Source organism: Streptococcus sp. CL6.35 (assembly GCF_049737915.1).
In the GTDB taxonomy this organism is placed as follows: domain Bacteria; phylum Bacillota; class Bacilli; order Lactobacillales; family Streptococcaceae; genus Streptococcus.
This window is the reverse complement of record NZ_JBKOTU010000004.1, coordinates 42,901-68,108: the sequence shown is the minus strand read 5'-3', so window position 1 is coordinate 68,108 and position 25,208 is coordinate 42,901. Positions and strand designations below refer to the sequence as shown.

Here is a 25,208-nt window from a genome sequence, read left to right as displayed (position 1 = left end):
ACCACCCGTCAAACGGGTGGTTTTTTTGTCTCGCACCTAGCGGAGCGAGACGGACTAATAGTCACATAATTATAAGACTGATAGTATTAATTTCACTATCAGCCTTACAGGTTATTTAACGTTTCAGAAAAACTATAATGTCAAGATTAACTAAACAGTATCTAATTCCTTCAAATAATTTTCTATCTTCATCAACATTAAAGGATTGTTATAAATCTTACATAACTCTTTTGCTTCTATATAATAATTTTTGACTTGTTCTTTGTCTAGAAATTTGGCTCCAGCATTTCCTACAAGAATAAGTAGAGGAGCCAGTTGGTAGCTTGTCTGTCTTTGTTTACAGAGTTCAATCGTCTCAAGAGCTTCTTGGATGGCTTCGTTATATTTTTCCTTTGATACTAGGTAGTGAGCGTAGTTGTAACGAACTCTGATGTAACCAAATAAAAACTCCTGATGCTCAAAATTTTTTGTCTGATATAACTCCATCAAATGAGAGTAGTTTGCCTCATATTCTTGTTCACGGCCCACTAAGGAATAGAAATTAGATAGAGTATTCAATACCTTTAAATAAATCAGAGTATTTGAGGAGACTTTTAATAATATATTTTCCAATGAAGAAATAGCCTCACACTTACTGTCATATTGATAGAAGTCAATAATAGCTTTAATCCATTCAAGATAAGTTCGGTCTTCTAGTGTTAGAAAAGTACTTCGTTCAATCTCTATTCTATAAATATATTCCAAATTGTCATAATTTCTGTCATCTAATAGTCGAGCAGATAATTGCTTGAAATTAGAGAGATTAGATTTAATTTCAATTTGTTCATTAAAAAAATAATCTAATGGTACTTCAAGTCGCTGTGAGAGTTTGAACAAAAGGTCTGCGGAGGGAATGAAATGCCCTCTCTCAATTTTACTAATCTGGCTTTGTTCACAAATTCCTTCTGCAAGAGTTTGTTGGGAGAGTCTCAACTCTTTTCTTTTCAATCTGAATTTCTCTGCGAGTGTATTCATTAAAGATAATAAACCTTCCTATTTACTTAATTTCATTATAAAATTTTTAGTTCAAAATAGTAAGTTAAAGAAACAAATAATTCTTTATGGTAATAAATAAAAAAAAGTCAAAAATTACATAAAAATGCTTGGCTACATAAAATATATCTGTTAAAATAAGAATAACGAAAAAGAAAAGGGTTTCACGAATGAAGAAAAATTGTGGAATTCAAAAATTAGCTATATTAGCATTACTAGGGGTTTTTACGTTTAGTAATACAATTCCTTACCAACAGTTTATTCAGAAGAATAAACAATTGGAGATTCGAGTGCAATCACAAAAGAAGTCCAATGGTCTTGATGTTGGGAAGGCTGATTGATGTCGTATTACTTTAAAATTCAACTATTTAGAGAAAGGTATTCTTATGAGAGCTTGTAACAATACCAGATAGATATAAGAATGGAGATGTTTGATAAAATGCTTTCATAGCTAACCAACTGTTGAAAATTATGAGTTACAAAATCTAAAGTATTTAAGATTAGTTTATAAAATTAGGTCTCTGCCTGTAGAAAGGAACGTGCAGTTAGAAAGGAGGAAAAAATAGGATACTATAATTCAGACTGAGATTTCTAATTAAAATATGTAGTTGCATCATCCCTTGCCGTTTTGGCATTTAGTTTGGCTCTTCCTGTTTTGGTAGCTTCTCACCGTGGTGGCGAGTGGACCTATGGAGGCTATCATGATCCAAATAATTGGGGAGCAAGTTACATTTGATGCGGGATGGTAAAGAATAATTGAAGAAGATTCTTTTATCAATAGTTTATTAAGCTTGTTGGTTTATAGAGGTCAGGGGTATTTCTGTCCTCTATTTTAGAATAAGGAATGCACTATGAAAAAATTATTTATACTCATATCCAACCTGCTTGCTAGTTTGTTCTTTGTTTGGGTATTTACCATTTGGACTGATACATATGTCTCCTATTATTACCCCAACGTTGTTGTACGTGATTCTTCCCCTGAAACAACTTTTCAGCATGTTGCTACACGCTTGGAAAAACTAGCAGAAGAAACGGATAGCTTTATTGCGATTCAACACCAGGATCCTAACTCAGAAGGTACTCCAGTGTTTTCTTATACGACCTTTGGGAACGGAAAGTTGCCTGATGGGCTACAGGAAAAAAATCTAGAAGATGCTCAAAGTAGTAGTGTTGAAACAAACTATTTTGTATTCGATGGAAACCTAGATATTCACTTGCTAAGGGAGGAGCTAAGTCAACTTGGCTTGACTAACATGCACCTGACAATTCCATCTAAACTATCTACGTTAATGGCTATCTTTAGTAACGGATTTCAGTTAATCAGTTTATTGATTTTCATCTTAACCTTTGGAGCACTGACTTTAATTAGTCAAATTAGCCAATTACGGTCGTCGGGCATTTGCCTCATTTCAGGAGAGAAACGGTGGTCCATTTTCCTTAGACCAGTTGGTGAGGATTTGAAAGGGATAGCTGTTGGTTTCAGTTTAGCTGGCGTGCTCGCCATTCTTATGCAAAAAATTCTGTCGCTTCCAACGCAATCCCTAATGACCATAGGAGAAGGCTTGCTCAGTTATAATCTCATCTTGTTGTCGATCTCCCTGTTTTTCGCTCAACTCTTCGCAGTTGGGATAAAAAAGATACACCTGATGCAGATTATAAAAGGGCAAGTGCCTGTCAGAGGAATCATTAGTTTGATTTTAATCGGTCAACTATTAGCGATTATTATTGTAACGCTGGGAATAGGGAGTAGCTTAAAGTATTCCCAAGCCTGGCAACAGCATCGGATTGGACAAGAGGCTTGGAGCCAGGAAAGGCAACTGATTACCCTATCAATCAGCCGTGAAGGAACGAGTCCTGGTTTTGATGAACAAGCTCAAAGGAAACTCAGAACTTGGTATCAATTGATGGATCTGGCTGTTTCAGAACAAAAGGCTTTCTTATCTAGACACCAGTTAATTGACCGTACTTTGCAAAATGGCATGGCTTCCTCCAAAAACTTTATAACCTCTACAGAATGGCACGATTACAACCCGAATGGCAATGTCCTTATCGTCACACCGCAATACTTGGAGCGTCAAAACATTCCTGTAGATACAACTATTGAGCAAAAGATGAATCACCTTGATGTAGGTGAGTTTGTCTTATTGCTGCCTGAACACCTCCGTTCAGAGGAAGAACATTATAAATCTGTTTTTGAAGACGACTTAACCAGTCGCATGTCTAGTCAAGATGAACGACAGCAAATGACTGCTACGGTAGGTTATTTGGAATCAGGTCAGGATCGTTTTGTGTATAATACGACCCCTATTTCTTACCAGCAGTTTTTGAAAGATCCAATCATCATTGTTATAACACCCCAATCAACTGGTCCACAGTCCATTTTGTTTTGGGTAGACGCAGTACAGAACTACGTTCTCTTTAATCAATTGTCTGATGCCCAGGAGCTTATCCAGAGACAAGGCATTGAAAATTGGGTCTCAAAAATGCAAACAGGTTACCACAACTACATCACATTATTGGATAATATCCAGAGGGAACGTTGGGTAATGCTAGCAGGAGCTGTGCTTGGGATTGCAACTTCAATCTTGTTGTTTAACACTATGAATAGGCTCTACTTTGAAGAATTTAGACGTGCCATTTTTATCAAACGCATTGCAGGTCTCAGGTTCTTAGAAATCCATCGCACTTATCTCTTTGCTCAACTGTGTGTGTTTTTACTGGGGTTTGTTGCGAGTGTATTTCTTATGGTAGAGATAGGAGTTGCTTTCTTAGTCTCGTTACTCTTTACTGGTCTATCTCTTTTACAGTTACATGTCCAAATGCAGAAAGAAAACAAGATGTCCATGCTTGTTTTGAAGGGAGGTTAATATGATTGAACTTAAACAGGTGAGTAAATCTTTTGGAGAACGAGAGTTATTTTCGAATCTTTCAATGACATTTGAGGCTGGAAAAGTCTATGCCTTAATTGGTTCAAGTGGTAGCGGAAAAACAACCTTGATGAACATGATTGGGAAATTAGAATCTTATGATGGGACGATTTTTTACCGAGGTAAAGACTTGGCCAATTATAAATCGAGTGATTTTTTCCGTCACGAATTGGGCTACCTCTTCCAGAACTTTGGATTAATTGAAAACCAAAGTATTGAAGAAAACCTTAAGCTAGGTCTCATTGGTCAAAAGTTGAGTCGGGCGGAACGGCGGTTGAGGCAGAAGCAGGCTTTAGAACAGGTCGGCCTGAATTATCTTGACCTAGATAAGCGCATCTTTGAGTTATCGGGCGGAGAATCGCAACGGGTTGCCTTGGCAAAAGTTATCTTAAAGAATCCACCCTTTATTCTGGCAGATGAGCCAACAGCTTCAATAGACCCAGCAACCTCTCAGTTGATTATGGAGATTTTGCTATCTCTTCGAGATGATAATAGGCTAATCATTATCGCAACACATAATCCGGCAATTTGGGAGATGGCTGATGAAGTGTTCACGATGGATCGTCTGAAATAAAAATCCTTGTTTTTAATTGCACGATGAGTTACTGAAATTATCATGAATCAATAATTGGAGTTAATTTAGAATTGTACTTTATTAATATTGAGGTAACTTTTTCTTGATAAAGGAAGAAATAGTGGAGAGGAAGTTAGATTGAAAAAATTCGACAATTATATTATTGAGAAGCCTTGCGATTCTAATTCAGATAAACTGTAAAAAATCTTAATAATTGAAAGTTTGGTAGATGATATTTTGCAATTTTCTATCAGAATCAATAATAGTGTAGGAGAGATTTTCCTCCTACAACTGTTTCAAAAGAAATATTTACCCATTGGGAGAAGATGTTGCAGTGGATAATGTGTTACTCACTGAAAAATATAATTTTCAACTAAAAGATTTTGAAGGATTCATTTCAAAATAAACAATAATTAAAGAATAAGAAAAATCCTCCGTTTCAAAGAGTAGGGAACTCTTTGTGACAGAGGATTTTTTCTATAGGGCTTTAGCAGCTGCAATTGCGGCTTCGAAGTTTGGTTCAGAGTTGATATTGTCCACGTATTCAACGTAGCGAATAGTATTGTCAGTATCGAGGACAAAGACTGCGCGTGCCAATAGGTGCCACTCATTGATTAAGAGGGCGTAATCACGTCCAAAGGAATGGTCGAAATAGTCTGAGAGCATGATGGCATTTTCAATTCCCTCAGCACCACACCAACGTTTTTGGGCAAATGGTAGGTCCATAGAAACAGTCAATACGACCGTGTTGTCCAGTCCAGCCAGTTCTTCATTAAAGCGACGCGTTTGAGTTGAGCAGATACCTGTATCGATAGAAGGCACGACACTCAAGACTTTTTTCTTGCCATCAAAATCAGCCAGAGATTTTTTAGAAAGGTCTGTTGTAGTGAGTGAAAAATCAAGTGCCTTGTCGCCGACTTGTAGTTGTTTACCTGTAAAGCTCACAGGATTTCCGAGAAAAGTTACCATAAGATACTCCAATCTTTTTTCTTCCATTTTAGCTGAAACGGTTAGAATTTTCCAATGATTTGACCGGAAATGTGGGCATAGAAAAAAACGCCAGCTCATGAGAGAATGACGTTTTTCAGAGGCTTATTTTGCCAATCCTTCAGCAATCTTGTCAAGGTTGTATTTCATCATGTTGTAGTAGCTATCGCCTTCTTTACCTTGTTCTGCGATAGAGTCAGTAAAGATTTGTGCGTAGATTGGGATGTTTGTGTCTTGTGAAACAGTCTTCATTGGACGGTCATCCACACTTGATTCTACAAAGAGTGAAGGAACTTTTGTTTGGCGAAGTTTTTCAACCAAGGTCTTGATTTGGTCAGGTGTTCCTTCTTCTTCAGTGTTGATTTCCCAGATATAGGCACTTGGGACACCGTAGGCTTTAGAGAAGTATTTGAAGCATCCTTCGCTGGTTACGATCAATTTCTTCTCAGCAGGGATGTTGTTAAATTTCTCTTTAGCTTCCTTGTCAAGTTTGTCTAGCTTATCAGTATATTCTTTGAGATTTTTTTCGTAGAATTCCTTGTTGCTAGGGTCTTTAGCGCTCAATTGTTTTGCGATATTCTTAGCAAAAATAATCCCGTTTTCAAGGTTAAGCCAAGCGTGTGGATCTTCTTTGCCTTTTTCGTTTTGACCTTCAAGGTAGATAACATCAACGCCTTCGCTGACTGCAAAGTAGTCTTTGTTTTCAGTTTTCTTAGCATTTTCTACCAATTTTGTAAACCAAGCATTGCCACCTGTTTCAAGGTTGATACCGTTATAGAAAATCAAATCAGCTTGAGAAGTTTTCTTGACGTCTTCAGGGAGTGGTTCGTATTCGTGTGGGTCTTGGCCAACAGGAACGATACTGTGAAGATCAATCTTGTCACCAGCAATATTTTTAGTAATATCAGCGATGATTGAGTTTGTAGCAACAACTTTTAGTTTTTGACCAGAAGCTGCATCTTTTTTTCCACTTGCACATGCTACAAGAGCAATGACGGAAAGAAAGAGAACGAGTAATGTACCTAATTTTTTCATTAGATCCTCCAATTTATTGGGGTTTTGCCCCTTATTTTAACAAATGTTTATTTTTCAGTTTCAAATATCGTTGTTTTGGAGCGATAAAGAAGCTAATGAGAAAGAAACTAGCAGCTGTAAGCACGATACTAGAACCTGCCGCAACGTTAAAGCTATAGCCGATAAAGAGTCCCAAAACTGAAGCTGCAGCTCCAAAGGTTGAGGAAAGGAAAATCATGCTTTTCAGGCTATTAGCATAAAGATAAGCAGTTGCAGCTGGGGTAATCAGCATGGCTACAATCAGGATAGTTCCGACACTTTGCATGGCTGTCACAGACACGAGAGTCAAGAGTACCATGAGAAGGTAGTGATAGAAATTGACAGGCATTCCCATGGCTTTAGCCAATAGTTCATCAAAGGAAGTTATCAAGAGTTGCTTGAAGAAAATCCAGATTAACAAGAGAATGACTGCCCCAACACCCATAGTAATAAACATATCCGTATCTTGGACGGCTAGGATATTACCAAAAAGGATATGGAAAAGGTCAGTTGAACTTTTAGCGACACTAATCAAGATGATACCGAGGGCTAAGAAAGAAGAAAAGGTAATGCCGATGGCGGTATCGCTTTTGATAATCGAGTTTCCCTTGATGTAGGTAATGATGATGGCAGCTAGCAATCCAAAGACAATGGCTCCGATAAAGAAGTCAACGCCCAAGATGAAGGAAAGGGCTACACCTGGTAAGACAGCATGTGAAATGGCATCTCCCATGAGTGACATCCCGCGTAGGATGATGAAACATCCCACAGCTCCAGCTACGACCCCGACGACAATAGCTGTTATCAAGGCATTTTGTAAGAAATGGAATTTTTGCAATCCATCGATAAATTCTGCAATCATAGGTCACCTCCATTGAAAAAGAGTCGATTACCGTAAGCTTCTTTGAGATTGGCTTCGGTAAAGGTTTCTTTGGTTGGACCAAAGGCAATCACTTCTCGATTGACAAGCAAGACTTGATCGAAGTAGTGGGCAACCTTGCTGAGGTCGTGGTGGACGATGAGAACCGTCTTCCCAGCTTTTTTCAGATCTCTCAGCGTATTCATGATGATTTCCTCACTAACAGAGTCAATCCCAACAAAGGGTTCATCCAAGAGGATATAGTCGGCTTCCTGCACCAAACATCTGGCAATCAAGACCCGCTGGAATTGACCTCCAGACAGTTGACTGATTTGCCGTTCAGCATAGTCAGCTAGACCGACGATTTCAAGGGCTTCTTGCACTTTCTTCCAATGTTTAGCCTTTAAACTTCGAAAGAGAGGGATAGAGGGAAAGAGTCCTAACGAGACACATTCCTTGACCTTGATGGGAAAGTTGTAGTCGATATTGATTTTTTGTTCGACATAGGCGATTCGATGTAAGGATTTTTTAACTTCCTTGTCATCGAGAAATGCCTGACCTTGATGTGGGATAATTCCCAGCATCCCTTTTAATAATGTTGATTTTCCAGCACCGTTTGGACCAATGATACCGGTAATTGTTGGTCCTTGGAGCACTAGTGAAATATCCTTAAGTGCCAATGTTTCTTTGTAGGAGACACTGAGGTTTTCGATACGTATCATAGACTTGTATTCCTCCTGTCTCTTAATATACATTAAAAAAAAAATTAAGTCAAGTTAATTTTTGAAAAAATTAAAATAATAACTGAAAAATGATGGAAAAGGAAAGTTCATTTTTAATTGCATTCCCAAGCAATTTTTGTTAAGCTAGCAATAACTTAAAAAAATGAAAGCGAGAACAAGATGACACGTTATCAAGATGATTTTTATGATGCAATCAATGGAGAATGGCAGAAAACAGCAGAAATCCCAGCAGATAAGTCTCAAACTGGAGGTTTTGTTGATTTAGACCAGGAAATTGAAGACCTGATGCTGGCGACAACAGACAAGTGGTTGGCAGGTGAAGAGGTGCCTGAGGATGCTATCTTGGCAAACTTTGTCAAATACCACCACCTAGTTCGTGATTTTGACAAGAGAGAAGCTGACGGTATCAAACCTGTCTTACCACTTCTTAAAGAATTCCAAGAATTGGAGACTTTTGCAGATTTTACAGCTAGACTAGCAGAGTTTGAACTTGCTGGAAAACCAAACTTCCTTCCTTTTGGTGTATCGCCAGACTTTATGGATGCCAGAATCAACGTTTTATGGGCTAGCGCTCCAAGCACGATTCTGCCAGATACGACTTACTATGCTGAAGACCATCCTCAACGCGAAGAGCTCTTGACTCTTTGGAAAGAAACTAGCGCAAATCTTCTCAAGGCTTATGATTTCTCTGATGAAGAAATTGAAGACTTGCTGGAGAAAAGACTAGAATTGGACCGTCGCGTGGCGGCAGTAGTGCTCTCTAATGAAGAAAGTTCAGAGTATGCTAAACTCTACCATCCATATTCTTATGAAGATTTCAAAAAATTCGCGCCTGCCCTACCTTTGGATGACTTCTTCCAAGCAGTTCTTGGACAAGTGCCAGACAAGGTTATCGTAGACGAGGAACGTTTCTGGCAAGCAGCAGAGCAATTCTATAGTGAAGAAGCTTGGCCTCTTCTCAAGGCAACCTTGATTTTGAGTGTTGTCAATCTTTCAACCAGCTATTTAACAGAAGAAATCCGTGTCTTGTCAGGTGCCTATAGCCGTGCGCTTTCAGGAGTTCCAGAAGCCAAAGACAAGATTAAGGCAGCCTACCAGTTAGCACAAGGTCCATTCAAACAAGCCTTGGGTCTCTGGTATGCCCATGAAAAATTTTCTCCAGAAGCCAAGGCAGATGTGGAGAAAAAAGTGGCAACCATGATTGATGTCTATAAGGAACGCTTGGCTAAGAATGACTGGCTAACTCCTGAAACTCGTGACAAGGCCATTGTCAAACTCAATGTCATCAAGCCTTATATTGGTTACCCAGAAGAATTGCCAGAACGCTACAAGGACAAGGTGGTCGATGAAAATGCTAGTCTTTTTGACAATGCTTTAGCCTTTGCGCGTGTGGAAATCAAGCACAGTTGGAGCAAGTGGAATCAGCCTGTCGACTACAAGGAATGGGGTATGCCTGCTCATATGGTCAATGCCTACTACAATCCACAGAAGAACCTGATTGTCTTCCCAGCAGCTATCTTACAGGCACCTTTCTATGACTTGCATCAGTCATCTTCTGCTAACTACGGTGGTATTGGTGCGGTTATTGCCCATGAAATTTCCCACGCTTTTGATACCAACGGAGCTTCCTTTGATGAAAATGGTAGCCTCAAGGATTGGTGGACAGAGAGCGACTATGCTGCCTTCAAGGAGAAAACACAAAAAGTTATCGACCAGTTTGATGGACAGGATTCTTATGGTGCAACCATCAACGGTAAATTGACGGTATCAGAAAACGTGGCTGACTTGGGAGGAATCGCTGCAGCGCTTGAAGCAGCCAAGCGAGAACCAGACTTCTCAGCAGAAGAGTTCTTCCATAACTTCGGTCGCATCTGGCGCATGAAAGGTCGTCCAGAATTTATGAAACTCTTGGCTAGCGTTGATGTGCACGCGCCAGCCAAACTCCGTGTCAATGTACAAGTACCAAACTTCGATGATTTCTTTACAACCTATGATGTCAAAGAAGGAGACGGTATGTGGCGTTCGCCAGAGGAGCGCGTGATTATTTGGTAAGGCAAAAAATCTAGTCATCAGAAAAAGGCATTCAATCAGGTGTGAAAACCTTGACTGGATGCCTTTTATAGTGGAAAGACTGTTGGATAATGTACTTAAAATGCGATAGTCATTGTCACCATCTTGTTAGAAAAAAGGATTGAAAGTTTTTTCATGAGCAATAGTAGTAGCTGGACCATGTCCTGGATAGACATCGTAGTTTGGTAGGGTGAAGAGTTGAGTCTGGATACTATGGAGGAGTTGTTCCATGCTACCAGTCGGAAGGTCCGTTCGTCCGATAGTTTCACGGAACAGGGCATCACCTGTCAAGACTAGGTGAGCATCAGGAAATACTAGGGAAACACCACCGATAGAATGTCCTGGTGTTGGCAAGACAGTGAAACGAAATTCCTCTAGCTGGTATTCTTCGTGAAAGATAAAAGTGTGCTCAGCCGGTTTTGCGACTACATCTTCCATATCATCGTGACGAGGAAGCCCAGAGAGATTATCGACGGGAGTATAGAGCCAGCTGGCTTCACTCTCTGCAATATAGACCGGAGGATTGCCAAAAGTTTCGCGAACCAAGTCCAGACTCATGATATGGTCATAATGGGCGTGGGTAAGGAGAATAGCGCAGATCGGTTTGTTGATGTTCTCTATTGTCTGACGAATGGCTTCCCAATGACTACCAGGATCGACGACGATGAGGTGTTTTTCACCTTCCAAGTAATAGGTATTTTCATAGGCAACAGGATTGACGGTTTTATGGATTTTCATATTGACTCCAATCTCAAAGAATGTACTAAGATAAGTATAGCACAGTTGGGGAGAATAGGTAAGGATTTAGAATGAATTTAAAAACCAGCATGACTAGATGAAGACAGGCTGGTTAACAATTTATCAATATTGGAGAGGTGTCAATTGCCCTTCATAGGTTGCATAAACTCCGTCATTAGCTTGTTTGATAGACGTGATGTTTAGAGTGCCACCGTAGTTGGCTTCTCTTTTGTCGCTATACTCACTATAAGTTATCCTATTGGGCAGGTTCTGGTCGTTAGCATAATATTGAACGACTGTTTTTTTATAGCTTTGCTGGCTGAATAGGAACAGGCAACTAACTCCTAAAACTAGGAGAGCAAAGATAGAAATACCAGTTTTTTTCATAGGTGTTCTCCTTATAAACTAAAGGATAAAAGAAAGTATCTTGAGGATTTTTAATTCCAAAATCCAGTCAAGGTACCAGTGTATGTGACACGAGTTCCACCGTTTGATCTTCGTACACTATCTATTTCAAGTGTTCCTTTGAAGGTTGACTGGAAACTATCATTATATTCTGAATAGTAGATAGTTGGTGGGATGTAACCATCATCGTTATAGTATCTTGTTACTGTTTTACTATAACGATGAGAATATATACGCTCATAACGAGGACCTTCAAAGTTATTTGTTGTATTGGTTTCAGCAGCATTGATTGGAACGGCAATAGATAGAGCAGTAGCTCCTAATAGTGTTAGTACAATTTTTTTCATAGGATACTCCTTTGTGAAATGATGTCATTCAAATATATTTACTTGAATGAAAAAGTGATAATCATAGGGAGTTAAATTATATTTAGATTACAATATGGTTTCCGTTCTTCTATCTCTCCTTCTATCACCTAAATAGAAAATCTAACTGTATAACATATTATAAAAAAACATTTCAGAATTGTCAAGCAATTCTGAAATATTTTTTTCCTAGATAGGTATAGCACAGTTGGAGAGAATAAGCTGGAAAAGGAAATAGGTCTAGAAAGAAGAAGATGGTTTGGATAAAAAATAAGCCCCGAATGAGTTCGAGGCTTAAACTGTTTTAATTACCAGCATAATATTTTTGGATTCCCTTGACAATCCCTTCAACTAGTTTATCTTGGTAGTCACTGCTGCGGATTTTTTGGTTTTCTTCTGGATTATCCATATATCCCATCTCTAGCAAAACAGCTGGTTTAGCTGTTTCACGTAGGACAGCAAAGGTTGCTTGCAAGAGCCCAGCATCCCTAGCTCCAGTTTCAGCTAGCAGTGAAGAATGGATATCAGCTGCGAGACGATTACTTTCACTCATCCGTTCAGGATTGTTGTGCCAATCCTTGTTAATCTTGCTAGGGAAACCAGGTTCATCCTTGTAAGAATAGGTCTGGATACCTAGATTAACGGTTGTATCATTCCCTTTTGCATTGAAATGAAGGCTGATGAAAAAGTCAGCATTGGTCTTGTTGACCATACGAGAACGTTCGGTAATAAAATCAACGTCTATATCGCTATCTCGAGAAGTTAGAACAGTATAGCCGAGTCCTTCTAGTCGTTTACGTAGCTTACGATAAACTTGAAGGTTCAATTCTTTTTCAGCTATGCCATAGTAATAAGCACCGCGGTCCTTACCACCGTGACCTGGATCGAGAAAGATAGTTTTAGAGTAGTGTCCTTTTTGAAAACCTTGTGTTAACTCACGGATCCATTTTCCATCCCCTTGGAAGAGCTGGTTTTTACCGTCCACGGTATAGGTACCTGTAACATACACACCATCGTCCTTAAGATAGTACCAAGCTTGATAGTCTTGGTCGTAGATCCATTCTTTGTGGGCCATGTAGCCACCAGATTTGAGGTAATAGGAACCAATCCATTGTTTTTGGGCATAGCGTCCGCCAGATTTGAGGTAAAACCAACTAGAGTAGTTTTGGTCGTAGACCCATTCCTTATCTGCCATAGCACCGCTGGATTTGAGGTAGTAATCGCCTTTCCAGACATTGGACAACATTCTACCGTAGCTATCAAAAGCATACCACTTGCCATTGATTTGGCTCCATTGGTTGGATAAATATTTACCTGAACCATTGATATAGTACCAATTATTTCCCATTTGGTACCAAGTGTTTTCAAGCAAGTAGCCATGACTATCAAAGAAATAACCATCATAGAGGGTGTCTGTAAATTTAACCCCAGTTTGACTATAAAAAGTCCACTTGTTCCCCTCTTTTACCCAGCCAGTTTGTAGAGGTTGATTAGGTTTGGTTTCCCTAGAAAGAGAAGGTTTGCTTTCTTGCTCACTTGAACTAGTTGTAGTTGACGAAGTTTCTGTACTAGCTTGAGAACTGCTAGCAGAAGTATTTGTAGAACTGTTAGTAGAATGACTAGTGGAAGTATTTATTGAGCTACTAGTTGAACTAGTTATAGAGGCAGTAGTGGAATGACTCGTATCGTCAGCCAAAACGACTTGGCTTGATAAGCCAAGAACAGCCAAAGCTAAAAGTGTCAGTCTTTTGTGTGATTTCATGTGATATGCCTTTCTAGAAAGATGAAATTTCAGTAATTATCGTAAAAAAACTGTTTATATTACCATTATACACTAAAAAGGTTAGAAAATTACCAAAATATCAAACCTTATTTATTGAAAAAAGAAGAATGTATTTTCATTTCACTGACTTTTAGTGTAGCCTATATCAAAAAAGATAGATGAAAATCAGATAATTTTATTGTTTTAGTGTGAATCTTTTTTTATCCTCCTTCCCAACAAATTGAATAGCTTCAGAATCCTCTTTTTCTAGTTTTCATATTCTTAAAAAAGTGATAAAATGGTAGGAAGAATTGGAGAGTAGAGATGCCAAAAGAAGTGAATTTAACAGGCGAAGAAGTTGTCGCTTTAACCAAAGAATATTTAACGGAAGAGGATGTCCATTTTGTCCATAAGGCCTTGGTCTATGCGGTGGAATGCCATAGTGGTCAATACCGCAAATCAGGCGAGCCTTATATCATTCATCCCATCCAAGTGGCAGGTATTTTAGCTAAGCTCAAGCTGGATGCTGTAACGGTAGCTTGTGGTTTCTTGCATGACGTGGTGGAAGATACAGATGCGACCTTGGACGATTTGGAAAGAGAGTTTGGTCCTGATGTGCGGGTAATCGTAGATGGGGTTACCAAGCTTGGTAAGGTCAAATACAAGTCTCACGAAGAGCAGTTGGCAGAAAATCATCGCAAGATGCTCATGGCCATGTCTGAGGACATCCGCGTTATCTTGGTTAAACTGTCTGACCGCTTGCACAATATGCGGACCCTGAAACACCTTCGAAAAGACAAGCAGGAGCGTATTTCCAAAGAAACCATGGAAATCTATGCACCTCTTGCTCACCGTCTGGGGATTTCTAGCGTCAAATGGGAGTTGGAAGACCTGTCTTTCCGTTATCTCAACCCAACGGAGTTTTACAAGATTACCCATATGATGAAGGAAAAACGCAGAGAGCGTGAAGCCTTGGTGGATGAGGTAGTTACGAAACTAGAAGACTATACGACAGATCGTCACCTAAAAGGCAAGATTTACGGTCGTCCCAAGCATATCTACTCGATTTTCCGCAAAATGCAGGATAAGAGAAAACGTTTTGAGGAAATCTATGACTTGATTGCCATTCGCTGTATTTTGGATACCCAAAGTGATGTTTATGCCATGCTTGGTTATGTGCATGAACTTTGGAAACCAATGCCAGGTCGTTTCAAAGACTATATCGCTAACCGCAAGGCCAATGGCTACCAGTCTATCCATACGACTGTTTATGGGCCAAAAGGGCCGATTGAGTTCCAGATTCGGACCAAGGAAATGCACGAGGTGGCTGAGTACGGGGTTGCGGCTCACTGGGCTTATAAGAAGGGTATCAAGGGGCAGGTTAACAGCAAGGAATCAGCTATTGGGATGAACTGGATCAAGGAGATGATGGAGCTCCAAGACCAGGCTGATGATGCCAAGGAATTTGTGGATTCAGTTAAGGAAAACTATCTGGCTGAGGAGATTTATGTCTTTACTCCAGATGGAGCTGTTCGTTCCCTTCCAAAAGATTCAGGACCGATTGACTTTGCCTATGAAATCCATACAAAAGTTGGGGAAAAAGCAACTGGTGCCAAGGTCAATGGTCGTATGGTTCCACTGACAACCAAGCTCAAGACAGGGGATCAGGTTGAAATTGTCACCAACCCCAACTCCTTTGGGCCGAGCCGTGACTGGCTCAATATGGTTAAGACCAGCAAGGCGCGCAACAAGATTCGTCAGTTCTTTAAAAACCAAGACAAGGAATTATCTGTCAACAAGGGCCGTGAGATGCTGATGGCTCAGTTCCAAGAAAATGGCTATGTGGCCAATAAATTCATGGACAAGCGCCACATGGATCAAGTCCTGCAAAAGACCAGCTACAAGACAGAAGAATCCCTCTTTGCGGCCATTGGTTTTGGAGAAATCGGTGCTATTACCGTCTTTAACCGTCTGACTGAAAAGGAACGCCGTGAAGAAGAACGTGCCAAGGCCAAGGCGGAAGCAGAAGAGCTTGTCAAAGGTGGCGAGATCAAGGTTGAAAACAAAGAAACCCTCAAGGTTAAGCATGAGGGTGGAGTGGTCATTGAAGGTGCCTCAGGTCTCCTAGTGCGGATTGCCAAGTGTTGTAATCCTGTTCCTGGTGACGATATTGTCGGCTACATTACCAAGGGTCGTGGTGTGGCTATTCACCGTGTGGACTGTATGAACCTGCGTGCCCAAGAAAACTACGAGCAACGTCTCCTTGATGTGGAGTGGGAAGACCAGTATTCAAACTCAAATAAGGAGTATATGGCTCATATCGATATCTACGGCCTCAACCGTACAGGGTTGTTGAACGATGTACTGCAAGTTCTTTCAAACACAACTAAGAATATCTCAACAGTCAACGCCCAACCAACCAAGGATATGAAATTTGCTAATATCCATGTATCCTTCGGTATTGCCAACCTCTCGACACTGACTTCGGTTGTGGACAAGATTAAGAGTGTGCCAGAAGTATACTCTGTCAAACGGACTAACGGTTAATTGCCCTAGCCCTTACTAGAAAGGCTATTATGAAAATCATTATCCAACGGGTTACAAAAGCCCAAGTGAGTATCGAAGGTCAGGTTCAGGGAAAAATCAATCAGGGACTCTTATTGCTGGTTGGTGTTGGACCAGAGGACCAAGAGGAAGATTTGGACTATGCTGTGAGAAAACTGGTCAATATGCGGATTTTTTCAGACGCAGAAGGCAAGATGAACCTGTCTGTCAAAGATATTGAAGGAGAAATCCTCTCTATTTCTCAGTTTACCCTCTTTGCGGATACTAAGAAAGGAAATCGTCCAGCCTTTACAGGGGCAGCCAAGCCTGATATGGCATCAGACTTCTATGATGATTTCAATCAAAAATTAGCGCAAGAAGTGCTCGTTCAGACAGGCATCTTTGGAGCTGATATGCAAGTTGAGCTGGTCAATGACGGACCAGTTACCATTATCCTAGATACTAAAAATAGATAAGAAAGACCAAGCCCAGCCGGCTTGGTTTTTCTTATCTATCATAAAATACTCCAAAATGAAATCTGTTTCTGATAGGCCTTAGGAAAATCTCTTTTCAGGCTTTGGCAGGTGCGATAGGAAGGGATGAGATGGCCTAGGATTAGGAGAGTGCCCTGAAGGAAAAGTGGCATACCACTCAAACATATCAAGGAGAGAATCATCAGGCTATCCCATAGAAGAATCTGTAAGGCAAAACGCCAGAATCTCGGTCTAATCTGGGAATAGAGGTGACTAAAGTGGTCACAAAGTTGGTTTGAAAGATAGGTCAATAGCACAGGATGAAAGAAAATGAGCCAACCGCTATAAATCAAAATCCAGTCCCAAGTAAGTCCCTCTTTAAATGTCAAAAATGCAAGCATAATTCCATCAATGACAAGGAGTTGAGTGGTTTTGATGAAGATGATTTTTTTCATGCTAACCCCTCCTTTTCCTTAGAGACACTCCCATAAAGAGATATGTTTGTCGTAAAAGTCTGGATAGTTGTCTCTTAGGTAGTCGGCCGTCATATAATATAAAGTAGAATGGCAGGCAGTGATGATTGGCATAAGAGAGTATAAACGCTGAGAACTAACGAAGGCTAAAAGGACAAAAAATAGAAAATCAATGGAGAGAACTCCTAAATAGTAGAAGCGAATCTTTTTACTGATTTGAGGATAAATCTCAGCGAATTGATGTTTGAGTTGGACAACCAAGCGAAACAGCAGGAGTCCTTGAGCAAGGAGGAAAATAAAACCAGAGAGCAAGAGCCATTCTAAAGCTGTCTCGGGTCTAGTGATAAAAAATGCAAATAGTAGTAAATCAATGATTGCAATTGCTATAAAATGAATTCTATAGAGTTTTTTCATGACAAGACCTCCCTCTTTTATCTAACTTCATTCTACTCCAAAAGAATGGGAGTTACAAGTAAAATGATAAAAAATAGCAGAAAGGAGATTCTCTTAAGTTGGCTAGTATTCTTTATTTGAGTTTCCTGATATTATCTAATTTCTTCATCATTCCAGACAAATAAAGCTCCGATTGCATTGAGGATATAAAAGATGTATTTTCCGATATTGGCAAAATTTCCTTGAATACCAGCTTTTGTCAGCTGAACGAAATTGTAAATCAACCAAAAGCCCCACTGAGTTGTTAGTTTCAATGCGTTAAAAGCATTGGCAATGAGGGACAGTGCAAAGGCAATAGTTGTTACGTAGGCAAGGAGATTCATCTTTCCTCCATAGCCGATATAGTTGGTCACAAAGGCAAAGAGAAAGGCGATGATTGAAATGATGATGGCAGCCAATTTTACCTGTTTTTGGCTCATTTGGTTGGGTCTGCCTTCTTGCGAAGCTTCCCATTTCTTAATAGCAAAGGTATAAATGAGGAAGGTGACGGGATAGGTAATGATGGCCGCCTTATTTCCAAGGATATAATCAATAGCACCGGACAAAATGGTATTAACAATACCAAAGTAATTTCCCCATTTGCTTAATTTCCCCGTGAAACGAGTGGATAACATGGAAATCCCAACGTTGGTTACGGAAATCAATCCAAAGGGTACAAGAGCTGTCCATGGTCCCCAGTCTACAAATTTATCGAGGCGTGAGTTGAGATAACCAGATGCAATCGCAATCCCAACGACCAAAGCAACCCCGAAGAGGTCAAACCATTTAGATGTAGCAAAAATTTTTAGTGATTTTTTCATAGGTTAAACTATCTTTCTTTTTTTTACAAATATTCTACAATTAAATGAAAGCAAAATCAAATGATAGAAATAAAACCCTGAAAATCAAACTTTCAGGGTTGGTAGGGGACTTGAGAAATTAGTTGATTTTCTCGACATAGAGTTGTTTTGCAATGTCCATACTTACTTGTAAGTCCTCGTCTTTACTAAGGATAGTGAAGGTATTGCTGAAGCCATCAAACTGCTTGACTTGGAGCGGATCACCGATGTGAAGTGAGTGCTTGTCCAGATAACTGAGAATGTCAAAACTATCGTGCACCCGAGTCAGGCGGTAGGCGCCAGCCTCCTTGATGTCAGCTAGTGGGAGGTTATTGATTTCAACCAAGAGTTCTCCCTTAGCAGGAATAGTTCCTCCGTGAGGGCAGGTCTTGGGGAATCCTAGTAGTTTATCTAGTCTTTCCACGAACAGGTCAGAGACAGTATGTTCCAAGACCTCAGCTTCCTCGTGAATCTGGTCACTTGTATAGTCTAAATGATGGACTAGAAAAACTTCAATCAAGCGGTGCTTACGATAGAGCTCAGAGACCAATTTGAGGCCGAGGTCAGTCAGTAGATAGCCACATTCCTTGTCCTTGAGGATGAGATTTTCACTCTTCATCCGTTTAATCATTTCAGTTACGGCAGGGGGAGAGACTTGCATGCGGGCAGCAATTTCCTTGTTGGTAATTTTATGCAGGTCTATGCCGATTTCATAAATACATTTTAGATAATCTTCTTTATTCGGGGTCATTCGCTTCCTCTTGTCTAATATCTATATCTAGTATATCAAAAAAAGCTAGATTTCTCTAGCTGTGACTTTTTATGTTATACTTATTGCAAGAGAAAAAACGAGGAGATGGATATGACGAAAATAGCTCTTCTTTCAGATATTCATGGAAATACCACCGCCTTGGAGGCTGTTTTGGCAGATGCTCGGCAGCTAGGAGTGGATGAATACTGGCTTCTGGGAGATATTCTCATGCCAGGGACAGGGCGTAGAAGGATTTTGGACTTGTTGGCTCAACTACCGATTACGGCTAGAGTTTTGGGAAACTGGGAAGATAGTCTGTGGCACGGTGTCCGTAAGGAATTGGATAGTACTCGTCCCAGTCAACGCTATCTCTTGCGCCAGTGCCAGTATGTTTTAGAGGAAATTTCCCTAGAAGAAATTGAACTGCTCCACAATCAACCCCTCCAGATTCATCGTCAGTTTGGTGATTTGACGGTAGGAATTAGCCATCATCTGCCTGATAAGAACTGGGGGCGAGAGTTGATTCATACTGGAGCGCAAGAGGATTTTGACCGCTTGGTGACCAATCCGCCTTGTGATATTGCTGTTTATGGTCATATTCACCAGCAGTTGCTTCGTTACGGGACTGGTGGACAATTAATTGTCAATCCAGGTTCGATTGGGCAACCTTTCTTTCTAGATGCCCAGTTGCGGAAGGACTTGCGGGCCCAGTATATGATTTTAGAGTTTGATGACAAGGGCTTGGTAGATATGGACTTCCGACGAGTTGACTACGATGTGGCAGCTGAATTGCAACTGGCTAAAGATCTGAAGCTTCCCTATTTTGAGGTTTACTATGAAAGTCTGGTCAATGGTATCCACCATACTCATCATCAGGAATTTCTGAGAGAATTGGCCCAGAAAGAGGGCTATGATAGGGAATTAGATGCTTGGTTGAAAAGTGGTAACGATTGACATTACAACTAAAAAGGGTATAATAAAAGAAAAAGAAGAGTAGAGGTAGGTTAGCCTCGTAAAAAGGAGAAGAGTATGCAAATTCCAAGTAGATTTACCATTGCGACTCATATGCTGATTATCATTGCCCTCAAGGGGAAGGAAAGCAAGGTGACCAGTGATTTTCTGGCTGCTAGTGTTGGGGTTAACCCTGTCATTATCAGAAAAACCTTGTCCCAGTTGAAGAAGGCAGAGCTGATATCAGTAGCGCGTGGAACAGGGGGGACAGAGATTGTCAAAGATCTCAAAGATATTAGTCTTTTAGATGTTTATCAGGCGGTTGAGTGTCTTGGTAAGACAGGCCAACTTTTTAGTTTCCATGACAATCCAAATCCAAATTGCCCAGTCGGAGCTCATATTCATGAGGTTTTGGATCAAAAATTGGAGAGAATTCAGCTGGCTATGGAGACTGAACTTGGTCAGACCAACCTAGAACAAGTCGTGGCCGATGCAGAAAGTCAGATGAAGGAGTAAGAGGGATAGATGCCCTCTTTTTCTCTTTAGATAATTATGATAAAATGTAGTTATTAAAGGAGGAAGAAATGTATCTCGTTATAGGAATTGTATTAGCCTTTATAGTGTCATTTTGGAAGGATAATAGAAGTTTGTGGAATCCAGTATTATTCTTATTATCCCTCATTTCCAGTTATTTTTATCTAGGCTACCTTTTTTATCAAAATGGGTATGAGAAGATTCATTTCGCTTTTTTTATATTTCCCTTTATTTTACTTCCTTTTTTGCTTTTTCTAAGTGGCATCTTTCTAATCTATAATGGGGTCATTTTGTTGAAGCGAGAGGGACGTTCAAAGGCTAATTATCTCTCCATGCTCCTTGGAATAGTCATTTTGCTATTTTTTGCTTTGATGTCATTTCGATTGGGAGGACGACATGAATTATTTTACACCAATCACTTTCTAAATATTTTATTTGCATTTATTGCTTATTCTTACTTTATTTTTGGTTTTGCTTTTGTGGCTTTTATTCTGTACTCTATCTTGTATCTCTTTATTCCTAAGAAGAAGCATTATGATTTTATTATCATTCATGGTGCAGGTTTGTTAGACGGAGAAAAGGTAACACCTTTGCTGAAGAGGAGAATTGATAAGGCAGTGGAAGCTTATCACAAGTCTAAAAATTCTAACATAAAAATTATTGCCAGTGGCGGACAAGGAGGAGATGAGAAGATTTCTGAAGCGCAGGCCATTACAAACTATCTTCTTAAAGAGACAGATGTTCCCAAAGATGCGATTATTCTGGAAGATCAATCAAGGACTACCTACGAGAACCTTCTCTTTTCTAAGGAACTTGGTGAGAAACTGGTAGCCAAACCTCAATTTCTCTTTGTAACAAATGATTATCATGTCTTTAGAACTAGTACTTATGCTCGTAAGTTAAAAATGAAGGGAGATGGCCTCGGATGTAGGACGGCAGGCTACTATATACCATCTGCTTTTATTCGGGAGTACGTAGCGCTCTGTGTCAAAATGAAATGGCTCTTCCTTGCCTTTTATGTCCCGCTGTTAATTATCATTTTGGTAGCCTATAAAGGGGTTATTTGGTAGTTAGATTTTATTTAAAAAGACTTAGAATACACATGAAAGTATGTATTCTAGGTCTTTTGTTTTATATACATTTGATTTTTGAAAGCTACTATCTATTCTTCCAAGCTTGGTAACGGGTATCAATCAATAATTGAGTGAGGCGTCCCATGGTTTCCCTTTCTTCTGGAGTGAGGGATTGAGCTTGGACAAAGAGATGATGAATGTGTTCAAGCACCTTTAAGGAAGACAAGTCATTGATAGAAGTGATACCAGCATCAAGAATGGTGCCAAAGAAGAGATCGAAGTAGAGCTGGAGTTCTTCGTCAGGGACTGTCGCTACCCATTCTTTGAAGGTTGTGTCAACTTGTTGGCTATCACTGTTGGTTTTATCCAGTTGGACGAAGTGCTTGTCCTCAATCTGCCAACTAAAGGTATCGTGCTGGGCGATACCAGCTAAGGCAGTACTGTGCACGATGATTTGGTGGGCCGGAATTTCCAACATCATACCGATGATGGAACCTTGTGGAATGAAGACCTTGGTTTTATCCATTATCCTTTGATAGCCCTCGGTTTGTGTCAATTCTGTGTGGAGACCAGGCGCATCAAAGGTATAAACTGCTGTGATCTGATTTTGCAAGCTTTGCTCAATTTGACTAGCAGCATAGATGGCTAGATTGCCTCCCTTGGAATGCCCAGCTAGAATGACCTTTTGCTTAGGATGTTGGGCAAAAAAGTTCTTTAAATATCGGAGGGCGTGCTTTTGAGCAGGAATTTCCTTCATATAGGTCAGGTGGAAATCTTCCTTCCAGCCAATGATACTGTCATCAGTCCCACGAAAGACAATCAGATAGGTATCGAGATTGAGGCGGTAGGTCATAGCCGCAAATTGTTTTTGCAGCTCAGGGTCGATGTCATTAATAAAATGGGAGAGTTTGCAATTTTTGAAGCGTTTGTGTTGAGCTAGTTCATCTAATAGCTGGAGGCGATTTTTGCTGGTCAACATGTTAGATTCTCTTGGAACCTGAGGTGCCAGGTCTAAAAGTCGCATAGGAGTTGTGGAGACCAGATTATCAAAGGAGAGGTAGGTGGTTTCTGTTAAGGTTAGAATGTCTAATTCATTTAAAGGAAGGTCGTAAAAGGAATCGTGTGCGACATCTTTCAGATAGTCAAAAATATTGGCCATAAGAGCTCCTTTCTTTTTTATTTATCTTATCAAATTTCCCTCAAATTAGCTAGTAGGATTGTCTTGCTTTGTTGGCTAAAAACAAGCTTTTTCAAATTCAGTTTTAGACCTTCTAGCATGGAAAAATCTGTTATAATAATAGAAAAGGAGGAGCGCATGCACAAGATTTTATTAGTAGAAGATGATCAGGTCATTCGTCAACAGGTCGGGAAAATGCTCTCTGAATGGGGATTTGAAGTGGTTCTGGTAGAAGACTTTATGGAAGTTTTGAGTCTTTTTGTCCAGTCGGAGCCTCATCTGGTCCTCATGGATATTGGGCTGCCTTTGTTTAATGGCTATCACTGGTGTCAGGAGATTCGCAAGATTTCCAAGGTTCCCATCATGTTTCTGTCTTCGAGAGACCAGGCTATGGATATTGTCATGGCAATCAATATGGGCGCGGATGACTTTGTGACCAAGCCTTTTGACCAGCAGGTTCTTTTAGCCAAGGTTCAGGGCTTGTTGCGTCGTTCCTATGAGTTTGGGCGTGACGAGAGTTTACTGGAATATGCTGGTGTTATCCTCAATACCAAATCAATGGATTTACATTATCAAGGGCAAGTCTTGAATTTGACCAAGAACGAATTCCAGATTTTACGAGTTTTGTTTGAACACGCAGGAAATATTGTAGCGCGTGACGACCTCATGCGGGAACTTTGGAACAGTGACTTTTTTATTGATGATAATACGCTCTCTGTTAATGTGGCTCGATTGCGTAAAAAGTTGGAAGAGCAGGGCTTGGTAGGATTTATCGAGACCAAGAAAGGGATAGGGTACGGACTGAAGCATGCTTGATTGGAAACAATTTTTTTTAGCCTATCTGCGTTCCCGTAGTCGTCTGTTTGTCTATCTGATTTCTTTGACGTTTCTGGTCTTACTCTTTCAGTTTTTATTTGCCAGTTTAGGAATTTACTTTCTCTATTTTTTTCTCTTGTGTTGCTTTGTAACCATCTTATTTTTCGCTTGGGACATATTGGTTGAAATGCAGGTCTATCGCCAGGAACTTCTCTATGGGGAGAGGGAAGCCAAGTCTCCTTTGGAAAGGGCTTTAGCAGAAAAATTAGAAGCGCGTGAGATGGAACTTTATCAGCAGAGGTCAGATTCAGAAAGAAAACTGACGGATTTGCTGGATTACTACACCTTGTGGGTCCATCAGATAAAGACCCCCATTGCAGCCAGTCAACTCTTAGTTGCAGAAGTAGCTGACCGCCAACTGAAGCAGCAATTAGAACAGGAAATTTTCAAGATTGATTCCTATACCAATCTAGTTTTACAGTACCTGCGTTTAGAAAGTTTCCATGATGATTTGGTCTTAAAGCAGGTTCAAATCGAGGACTTGGTTAAGGAGATAATTCGTAAATACGCTCTTTTCTTTATTCAAAAAGGCTTAAATGTCAGTCTACATGACCTTGATAAAGAAATTGTGACGGATAAGAAGTGGCTACTAGTGGTTATTGAGCAAATCATCTCAAACAGTCTAAAGTACACCAAGGAAGGTGGTCTGGAGATTTATATGGAGGGGCAAGAGCTTTGTATCAAGGATACGGGAATCGGGATAAAAAACAGTGATGTCCTCCGAGTCTTTGAACGTGGCTTCTCAGGATATAATGGACGCCTAACTCAGCAGTCATCTGGACTTGGCCTCTATCTATCTAAGAAAATTTCTGAAGAACTGGGGCACCAGATTCGTATCGAGTCTGAGGTTGGAAAAGGAACGATAGTGCGGATTCAGTTTGCTCAAGTAAACTTAGTCCTTGAGTGAGAAGAGACAATGAGTTTTTACCCAATCTCTTTTTGCTATATTTCAGGATATTTGAAGACTGTTTTTTACAAAACCAATAATAGAATTTTTAATACGGAATATAGTATAAATACTGGTTCAAAGTGAAGTTTTGTATGCTTTATACTTTTGTTGAGTATAAAATCTATAAACTAAGGGTTAATTACAAAAATTAATTTGAGATGAAGTGAATTGTAGACTTGGGAAATGTCTCCTATTCGATTTCAGAATGAATCGTTGATACAGGATTAAAAGAACTGCAGCTTTCTTTTTATTTTGAATGAGATAGGTGTATATAGATTTGTGTAACTGGTGTAGAACTGTTTCCAAGAATTTATTGAATGTATCGAATACACACATCCTATTGATTTTGAACCAGTTTTTAATTTCTAAATGTTATAATAGTTTTATCAAGTAAAAGGAGACTACCATGATTGGAGACAATATAAAATTCTTACGAAAATCACATAATCTGATATAACCAGAATTTTCACGGATTGTGGGTGTGTCACGAAATAGCCTAAATCGTTAGAAAAACTGAAAAAGCTTACTTTCAATAGAAGTATTGGAAATATTCATTTTACATCTATCAAAGAAACATGGGATAGACCTATATTTTACAAAATAGCAAATTATACTTGGAAT

At 39.8% G+C, this 25,208-nt stretch carries 25 protein-coding genes and 1 pseudogene; 12 read left to right on the top strand and 14 right to left on the bottom strand.

Going from position 1 to position 25,208, the window contains the following annotated elements:
• Positions 1-150 precede the first annotated feature (150 nt).
• On the bottom strand, positions 151-1,014 hold the full coding sequence (locus tag ACLNCP_RS06130) for a helix-turn-helix domain-containing protein (protein ID WP_084925428.1): 864 nt from the start codon (positions 1,012-1,014) through the stop codon (positions 151-153).
• Between the two features lie 188 nt (positions 1,015-1,202).
• Between ACLNCP_RS06130 and ACLNCP_RS06125 the strand changes: the two genes are divergently transcribed.
• The 4 genes and pseudogenes from ACLNCP_RS06125 to ACLNCP_RS06110 all read left to right on the top strand — a co-directional run.
• A complete protein-coding gene (locus tag ACLNCP_RS06125) occupies positions 1,203-1,373 on the top strand; it encodes a PhrA family quorum-sensing system peptide (protein ID WP_084925426.1) in 171 nt (56 codons plus the stop codon).
• Positions 1,374-1,883: 510 nt separating this feature from the next.
• A complete protein-coding gene (locus ACLNCP_RS06120) occupies positions 1,884-3,899 on the top strand; it encodes a DUF1430 domain-containing protein (RefSeq protein WP_424844185.1) in 2,016 nt (671 codons plus the stop codon).
• Between the two features lies 1 nt (position 3,900).
• Positions 3,901-4,533: an ABC transporter ATP-binding protein gene (locus tag ACLNCP_RS06115; protein ID WP_424844184.1), complete on the top strand. Its 633-nt coding sequence runs from the start codon at positions 3,901-3,903 to the stop codon at positions 4,531-4,533.
• A gap of 138 nt (positions 4,534-4,671) precedes the next feature.
• Positions 4,672-4,830, top strand: a pseudogene (locus ACLNCP_RS06110) (competence protein ComA); the annotation flags it as partial.
• A gap of 180 nt (positions 4,831-5,010) precedes the next feature.
• Here the strand turns inward: ACLNCP_RS06110 and tpx are convergent.
• The 4 genes from tpx to ACLNCP_RS06090 form a co-directional block, all read right to left on the bottom strand.
• Positions 5,011-5,502 (bottom strand): thiol peroxidase, encoded by a 492-nt coding sequence (tpx, locus tag ACLNCP_RS06105; RefSeq protein ID WP_000256026.1) that lies wholly within the window; start codon positions 5,500-5,502, stop codon positions 5,011-5,013.
• Between the two features lie 123 nt (positions 5,503-5,625).
• Complete coding sequence (psaA, locus tag ACLNCP_RS06100; protein ID WP_084888713.1) at positions 5,626-6,555, bottom strand: metal ABC transporter substrate-binding lipoprotein/adhesin PsaA; 930 nt, start codon at positions 6,553-6,555, stop codon at positions 5,626-5,628.
• A gap of 31 nt (positions 6,556-6,586) precedes the next feature.
• Entirely contained in the window at positions 6,587-7,435 is an 849-nt protein-coding gene (locus tag ACLNCP_RS06095; RefSeq protein WP_424844183.1) for a metal ABC transporter permease subunit, read from the bottom strand.
• A complete protein-coding gene (locus ACLNCP_RS06090) occupies positions 7,432-8,154 on the bottom strand; it encodes a metal ABC transporter ATP-binding protein (protein WP_049524592.1) in 723 nt (240 codons plus the stop codon). The genes ACLNCP_RS06095 and ACLNCP_RS06090 overlap by 4 nt, the downstream gene beginning before the upstream one ends.
• A gap of 180 nt (positions 8,155-8,334) precedes the next feature.
• On the opposite strand from ACLNCP_RS06090, the gene pepO reads away from it, so the two are divergent.
• The gene (pepO, locus tag ACLNCP_RS06085; RefSeq protein WP_045611183.1) at positions 8,335-10,227 is read left to right on the top strand and encodes an endopeptidase PepO; all 1,893 of its coding nucleotides are present in this window, start codon (positions 8,335-8,337) and stop codon (positions 10,225-10,227) included.
• A 126-nt stretch (positions 10,228-10,353) separates the two neighbouring features.
• On the opposite strand, the gene ACLNCP_RS06080 is transcribed toward pepO, so the two are convergent.
• The 4 genes from ACLNCP_RS06080 to ACLNCP_RS06065 all read right to left on the bottom strand — a co-directional run bounded on the left by ACLNCP_RS06080 (position 10,354) and on the right by ACLNCP_RS06065 (position 13,515).
• Positions 10,354-10,983: an MBL fold metallo-hydrolase gene (locus ACLNCP_RS06080; protein WP_045611185.1), complete on the bottom strand. Its 630-nt coding sequence runs from the start codon at positions 10,981-10,983 to the stop codon at positions 10,354-10,356.
• A gap of 123 nt (positions 10,984-11,106) precedes the next feature.
• Entirely contained in the window at positions 11,107-11,370 is a 264-nt protein-coding gene (locus ACLNCP_RS06075; protein WP_049551315.1) for a hypothetical protein, read from the bottom strand.
• A 50-nt stretch (positions 11,371-11,420) separates the two neighbouring features.
• Positions 11,421-11,735 (bottom strand): hypothetical protein, encoded by a 315-nt coding sequence (locus tag ACLNCP_RS06070; protein ID WP_000725073.1) that lies wholly within the window; start codon positions 11,733-11,735, stop codon positions 11,421-11,423.
• Positions 11,736-12,057: 322 nt separating this feature from the next.
• Entirely contained in the window at positions 12,058-13,515 is a 1,458-nt protein-coding gene (locus tag ACLNCP_RS06065; protein ID WP_261056776.1) for an N-acetylmuramoyl-L-alanine amidase, read from the bottom strand.
• 324 nt (positions 13,516-13,839) lie between these two features.
• Between ACLNCP_RS06065 and ACLNCP_RS06060 the strand changes: the two genes are divergently transcribed.
• Both ACLNCP_RS06060 and dtd read left to right on the top strand, forming a co-directional pair.
• The gene (locus ACLNCP_RS06060) at positions 13,840-16,062 is read left to right on the top strand and encodes a RelA/SpoT family protein (RefSeq protein ID WP_424844182.1); all 2,223 of its coding nucleotides are present in this window, start codon (positions 13,840-13,842) and stop codon (positions 16,060-16,062) included.
• Positions 16,063-16,091: 29 nt separating this feature from the next.
• Positions 16,092-16,535, top strand: a complete 444-nt coding sequence (gene dtd, locus ACLNCP_RS06055; RefSeq protein WP_424844181.1) for a D-aminoacyl-tRNA deacylase — start codon at positions 16,092-16,094, stop codon at positions 16,533-16,535.
• Between the two features lie 38 nt (positions 16,536-16,573).
• Here dtd and ACLNCP_RS06050 read toward each other — a convergent pair whose 3' ends face one another.
• The 4 genes from ACLNCP_RS06050 to ACLNCP_RS06035 form a co-directional block, all read right to left on the bottom strand.
• The gene (locus ACLNCP_RS06050) at positions 16,574-16,987 is read right to left on the bottom strand and encodes a hypothetical protein (protein ID WP_227325897.1); all 414 of its coding nucleotides are present in this window, start codon (positions 16,985-16,987) and stop codon (positions 16,574-16,576) included.
• A gap of 18 nt (positions 16,988-17,005) precedes the next feature.
• Positions 17,006-17,419 carry a hypothetical protein gene (locus ACLNCP_RS06045; protein WP_261030770.1) on the bottom strand — a complete coding sequence of 138 codons (414 nt, stop codon included), beginning with the start codon at positions 17,417-17,419 and terminating at the stop codon, positions 17,006-17,008.
• A gap of 131 nt (positions 17,420-17,550) precedes the next feature.
• Positions 17,551-18,258 carry a nicotinamide mononucleotide transporter gene (locus tag ACLNCP_RS06040; protein ID WP_185755662.1) on the bottom strand — a complete coding sequence of 236 codons (708 nt, stop codon included), beginning with the start codon at positions 18,256-18,258 and terminating at the stop codon, positions 17,551-17,553.
• Between the two features lie 118 nt (positions 18,259-18,376).
• Positions 18,377-19,027: a metal-dependent transcriptional regulator gene (locus ACLNCP_RS06035; RefSeq protein ID WP_000188507.1), complete on the bottom strand. Its 651-nt coding sequence runs from the start codon at positions 19,025-19,027 to the stop codon at positions 18,377-18,379.
• Between the two features lie 111 nt (positions 19,028-19,138).
• Between ACLNCP_RS06035 and ACLNCP_RS06030 the strand changes: the two genes are divergently transcribed.
• From ACLNCP_RS06030 to ACLNCP_RS06020, 3 genes are all read left to right on the top strand, one after another.
• On the top strand, positions 19,139-19,981 hold the full coding sequence (locus ACLNCP_RS06030; protein ID WP_185761608.1) for a metallophosphoesterase family protein: 843 nt from the start codon (positions 19,139-19,141) through the stop codon (positions 19,979-19,981).
• A 75-nt stretch (positions 19,982-20,056) separates the two neighbouring features.
• Positions 20,057-20,494, top strand: a complete 438-nt coding sequence (locus ACLNCP_RS06025; protein ID WP_153198718.1) for an Rrf2 family transcriptional regulator — start codon at positions 20,057-20,059, stop codon at positions 20,492-20,494.
• Between the two features lie 68 nt (positions 20,495-20,562).
• Complete coding sequence (locus tag ACLNCP_RS06020; RefSeq protein WP_424844180.1) at positions 20,563-21,582, top strand: YdcF family protein; 1,020 nt, start codon at positions 20,563-20,565, stop codon at positions 21,580-21,582.
• An 88-nt stretch (positions 21,583-21,670) separates the two neighbouring features.
• Here the strand turns inward: ACLNCP_RS06020 and ACLNCP_RS06015 are convergent, their stop codons facing one another.
• A complete protein-coding gene (locus ACLNCP_RS06015; protein WP_261066993.1) occupies positions 21,671-22,744 on the bottom strand; it encodes a DUF2974 domain-containing protein in 1,074 nt (357 codons plus the stop codon).
• 156 nt (positions 22,745-22,900) lie between these two features.
• On the opposite strand from ACLNCP_RS06015, the gene ACLNCP_RS06010 reads away from it, so the two are divergent.
• Together ACLNCP_RS06010 and ACLNCP_RS06005 are read left to right on the top strand one after the other, a co-directional pair.
• Complete coding sequence (locus ACLNCP_RS06010) at positions 22,901-23,578, top strand: response regulator transcription factor (RefSeq protein ID WP_000548991.1); 678 nt, start codon at positions 22,901-22,903, stop codon at positions 23,576-23,578.
• Positions 23,571-24,545 carry a HAMP domain-containing histidine kinase gene (locus tag ACLNCP_RS06005; RefSeq protein ID WP_261121713.1) on the top strand — a complete coding sequence of 325 codons (975 nt, stop codon included), beginning with the start codon at positions 23,571-23,573 and terminating at the stop codon, positions 24,543-24,545. Before ACLNCP_RS06010 ends, ACLNCP_RS06005 begins: the two co-directional genes overlap by 8 nt.
• Positions 24,546-25,208 lie beyond the last annotated feature (663 nt).

What these genes read in the sequence shown, in the direction of transcription:
- ACLNCP_RS06130 (WP_084925428.1), bottom strand. Translation starts at nt 1,014, where the DNA reads ATGAATACACTCGCAGAGAAATTCAGATTGAAAAGAAAAGAGTTGAGA.
- ACLNCP_RS06125 (WP_084925426.1), top strand. Translation starts at nt 1,203, where the DNA reads ATGAAGAAAAATTGTGGAATTCAAAAATTAGCTATATTAGCATTACTA.
- ACLNCP_RS06120 (WP_424844185.1), top strand. Translation starts at nt 1,884, where the DNA reads ATGAAAAAATTATTTATACTCATATCCAACCTGCTTGCTAGTTTGTTC.
- ACLNCP_RS06115 (WP_424844184.1), top strand. Translation starts at nt 3,901, where the DNA reads ATGATTGAACTTAAACAGGTGAGTAAATCTTTTGGAGAACGAGAGTTA.
- tpx (WP_000256026.1), bottom strand. Translation starts at nt 5,502, where the DNA reads ATGGTAACTTTTCTCGGAAATCCTGTGAGCTTTACAGGTAAACAACTA.
- psaA (WP_084888713.1), bottom strand. Translation starts at nt 6,555, where the DNA reads ATGAAAAAATTAGGTACATTACTCGTTCTCTTTCTTTCCGTCATTGCT.
- ACLNCP_RS06095 (WP_424844183.1), bottom strand. Translation starts at nt 7,435, where the DNA reads ATGATTGCAGAATTTATCGATGGATTGCAAAAATTCCATTTCTTACAA.
- ACLNCP_RS06090 (WP_049524592.1), bottom strand. Translation starts at nt 8,154, where the DNA reads ATGATACGTATCGAAAACCTCAGTGTCTCCTACAAAGAAACATTGGCA.
- pepO (WP_045611183.1), top strand. Translation starts at nt 8,335, where the DNA reads ATGACACGTTATCAAGATGATTTTTATGATGCAATCAATGGAGAATGG.
- ACLNCP_RS06080 (WP_045611185.1), bottom strand. Translation starts at nt 10,983, where the DNA reads ATGAAAATCCATAAAACCGTCAATCCTGTTGCCTATGAAAATACCTAT.
- ACLNCP_RS06075 (WP_049551315.1), bottom strand. Translation starts at nt 11,370, where the DNA reads ATGAAAAAAACTGGTATTTCTATCTTTGCTCTCCTAGTTTTAGGAGTT.
- ACLNCP_RS06070 (WP_000725073.1), bottom strand. Translation starts at nt 11,735, where the DNA reads ATGAAAAAAATTGTACTAACACTATTAGGAGCTACTGCTCTATCTATT.
- ACLNCP_RS06065 (WP_261056776.1), bottom strand. Translation starts at nt 13,515, where the DNA reads ATGAAATCACACAAAAGACTGACACTTTTAGCTTTGGCTGTTCTTGGC.
- ACLNCP_RS06060 (WP_424844182.1), top strand. Translation starts at nt 13,840, where the DNA reads ATGCCAAAAGAAGTGAATTTAACAGGCGAAGAAGTTGTCGCTTTAACC.
- dtd (WP_424844181.1), top strand. Translation starts at nt 16,092, where the DNA reads ATGAAAATCATTATCCAACGGGTTACAAAAGCCCAAGTGAGTATCGAA.
- ACLNCP_RS06050 (WP_227325897.1), bottom strand. Translation starts at nt 16,987, where the DNA reads ATGAAAAAAATCATCTTCATCAAAACCACTCAACTCCTTGTCATTGAT.
- ACLNCP_RS06045 (WP_261030770.1), bottom strand. Translation starts at nt 17,419, where the DNA reads ATGAAAAAACTCTATAGAATTCATTTTATAGCAATTGCAATCATTGAT.
- ACLNCP_RS06040 (WP_185755662.1), bottom strand. Translation starts at nt 18,258, where the DNA reads ATGAAAAAATCACTAAAAATTTTTGCTACATCTAAATGGTTTGACCTC.
- ACLNCP_RS06035 (WP_000188507.1), bottom strand. Translation starts at nt 19,027, where the DNA reads ATGACCCCGAATAAAGAAGATTATCTAAAATGTATTTATGAAATCGGC.
- ACLNCP_RS06030 (WP_185761608.1), top strand. Translation starts at nt 19,139, where the DNA reads ATGACGAAAATAGCTCTTCTTTCAGATATTCATGGAAATACCACCGCC.
- ACLNCP_RS06025 (WP_153198718.1), top strand. Translation starts at nt 20,057, where the DNA reads ATGCAAATTCCAAGTAGATTTACCATTGCGACTCATATGCTGATTATC.
- ACLNCP_RS06020 (WP_424844180.1), top strand. Translation starts at nt 20,563, where the DNA reads ATGTATCTCGTTATAGGAATTGTATTAGCCTTTATAGTGTCATTTTGG.
- ACLNCP_RS06015 (WP_261066993.1), bottom strand. Translation starts at nt 22,744, where the DNA reads ATGGCCAATATTTTTGACTATCTGAAAGATGTCGCACACGATTCCTTT.
- ACLNCP_RS06010 (WP_000548991.1), top strand. Translation starts at nt 22,901, where the DNA reads ATGCACAAGATTTTATTAGTAGAAGATGATCAGGTCATTCGTCAACAG.
- ACLNCP_RS06005 (WP_261121713.1), top strand. Translation starts at nt 23,571, where the DNA reads ATGCTTGATTGGAAACAATTTTTTTTAGCCTATCTGCGTTCCCGTAGT.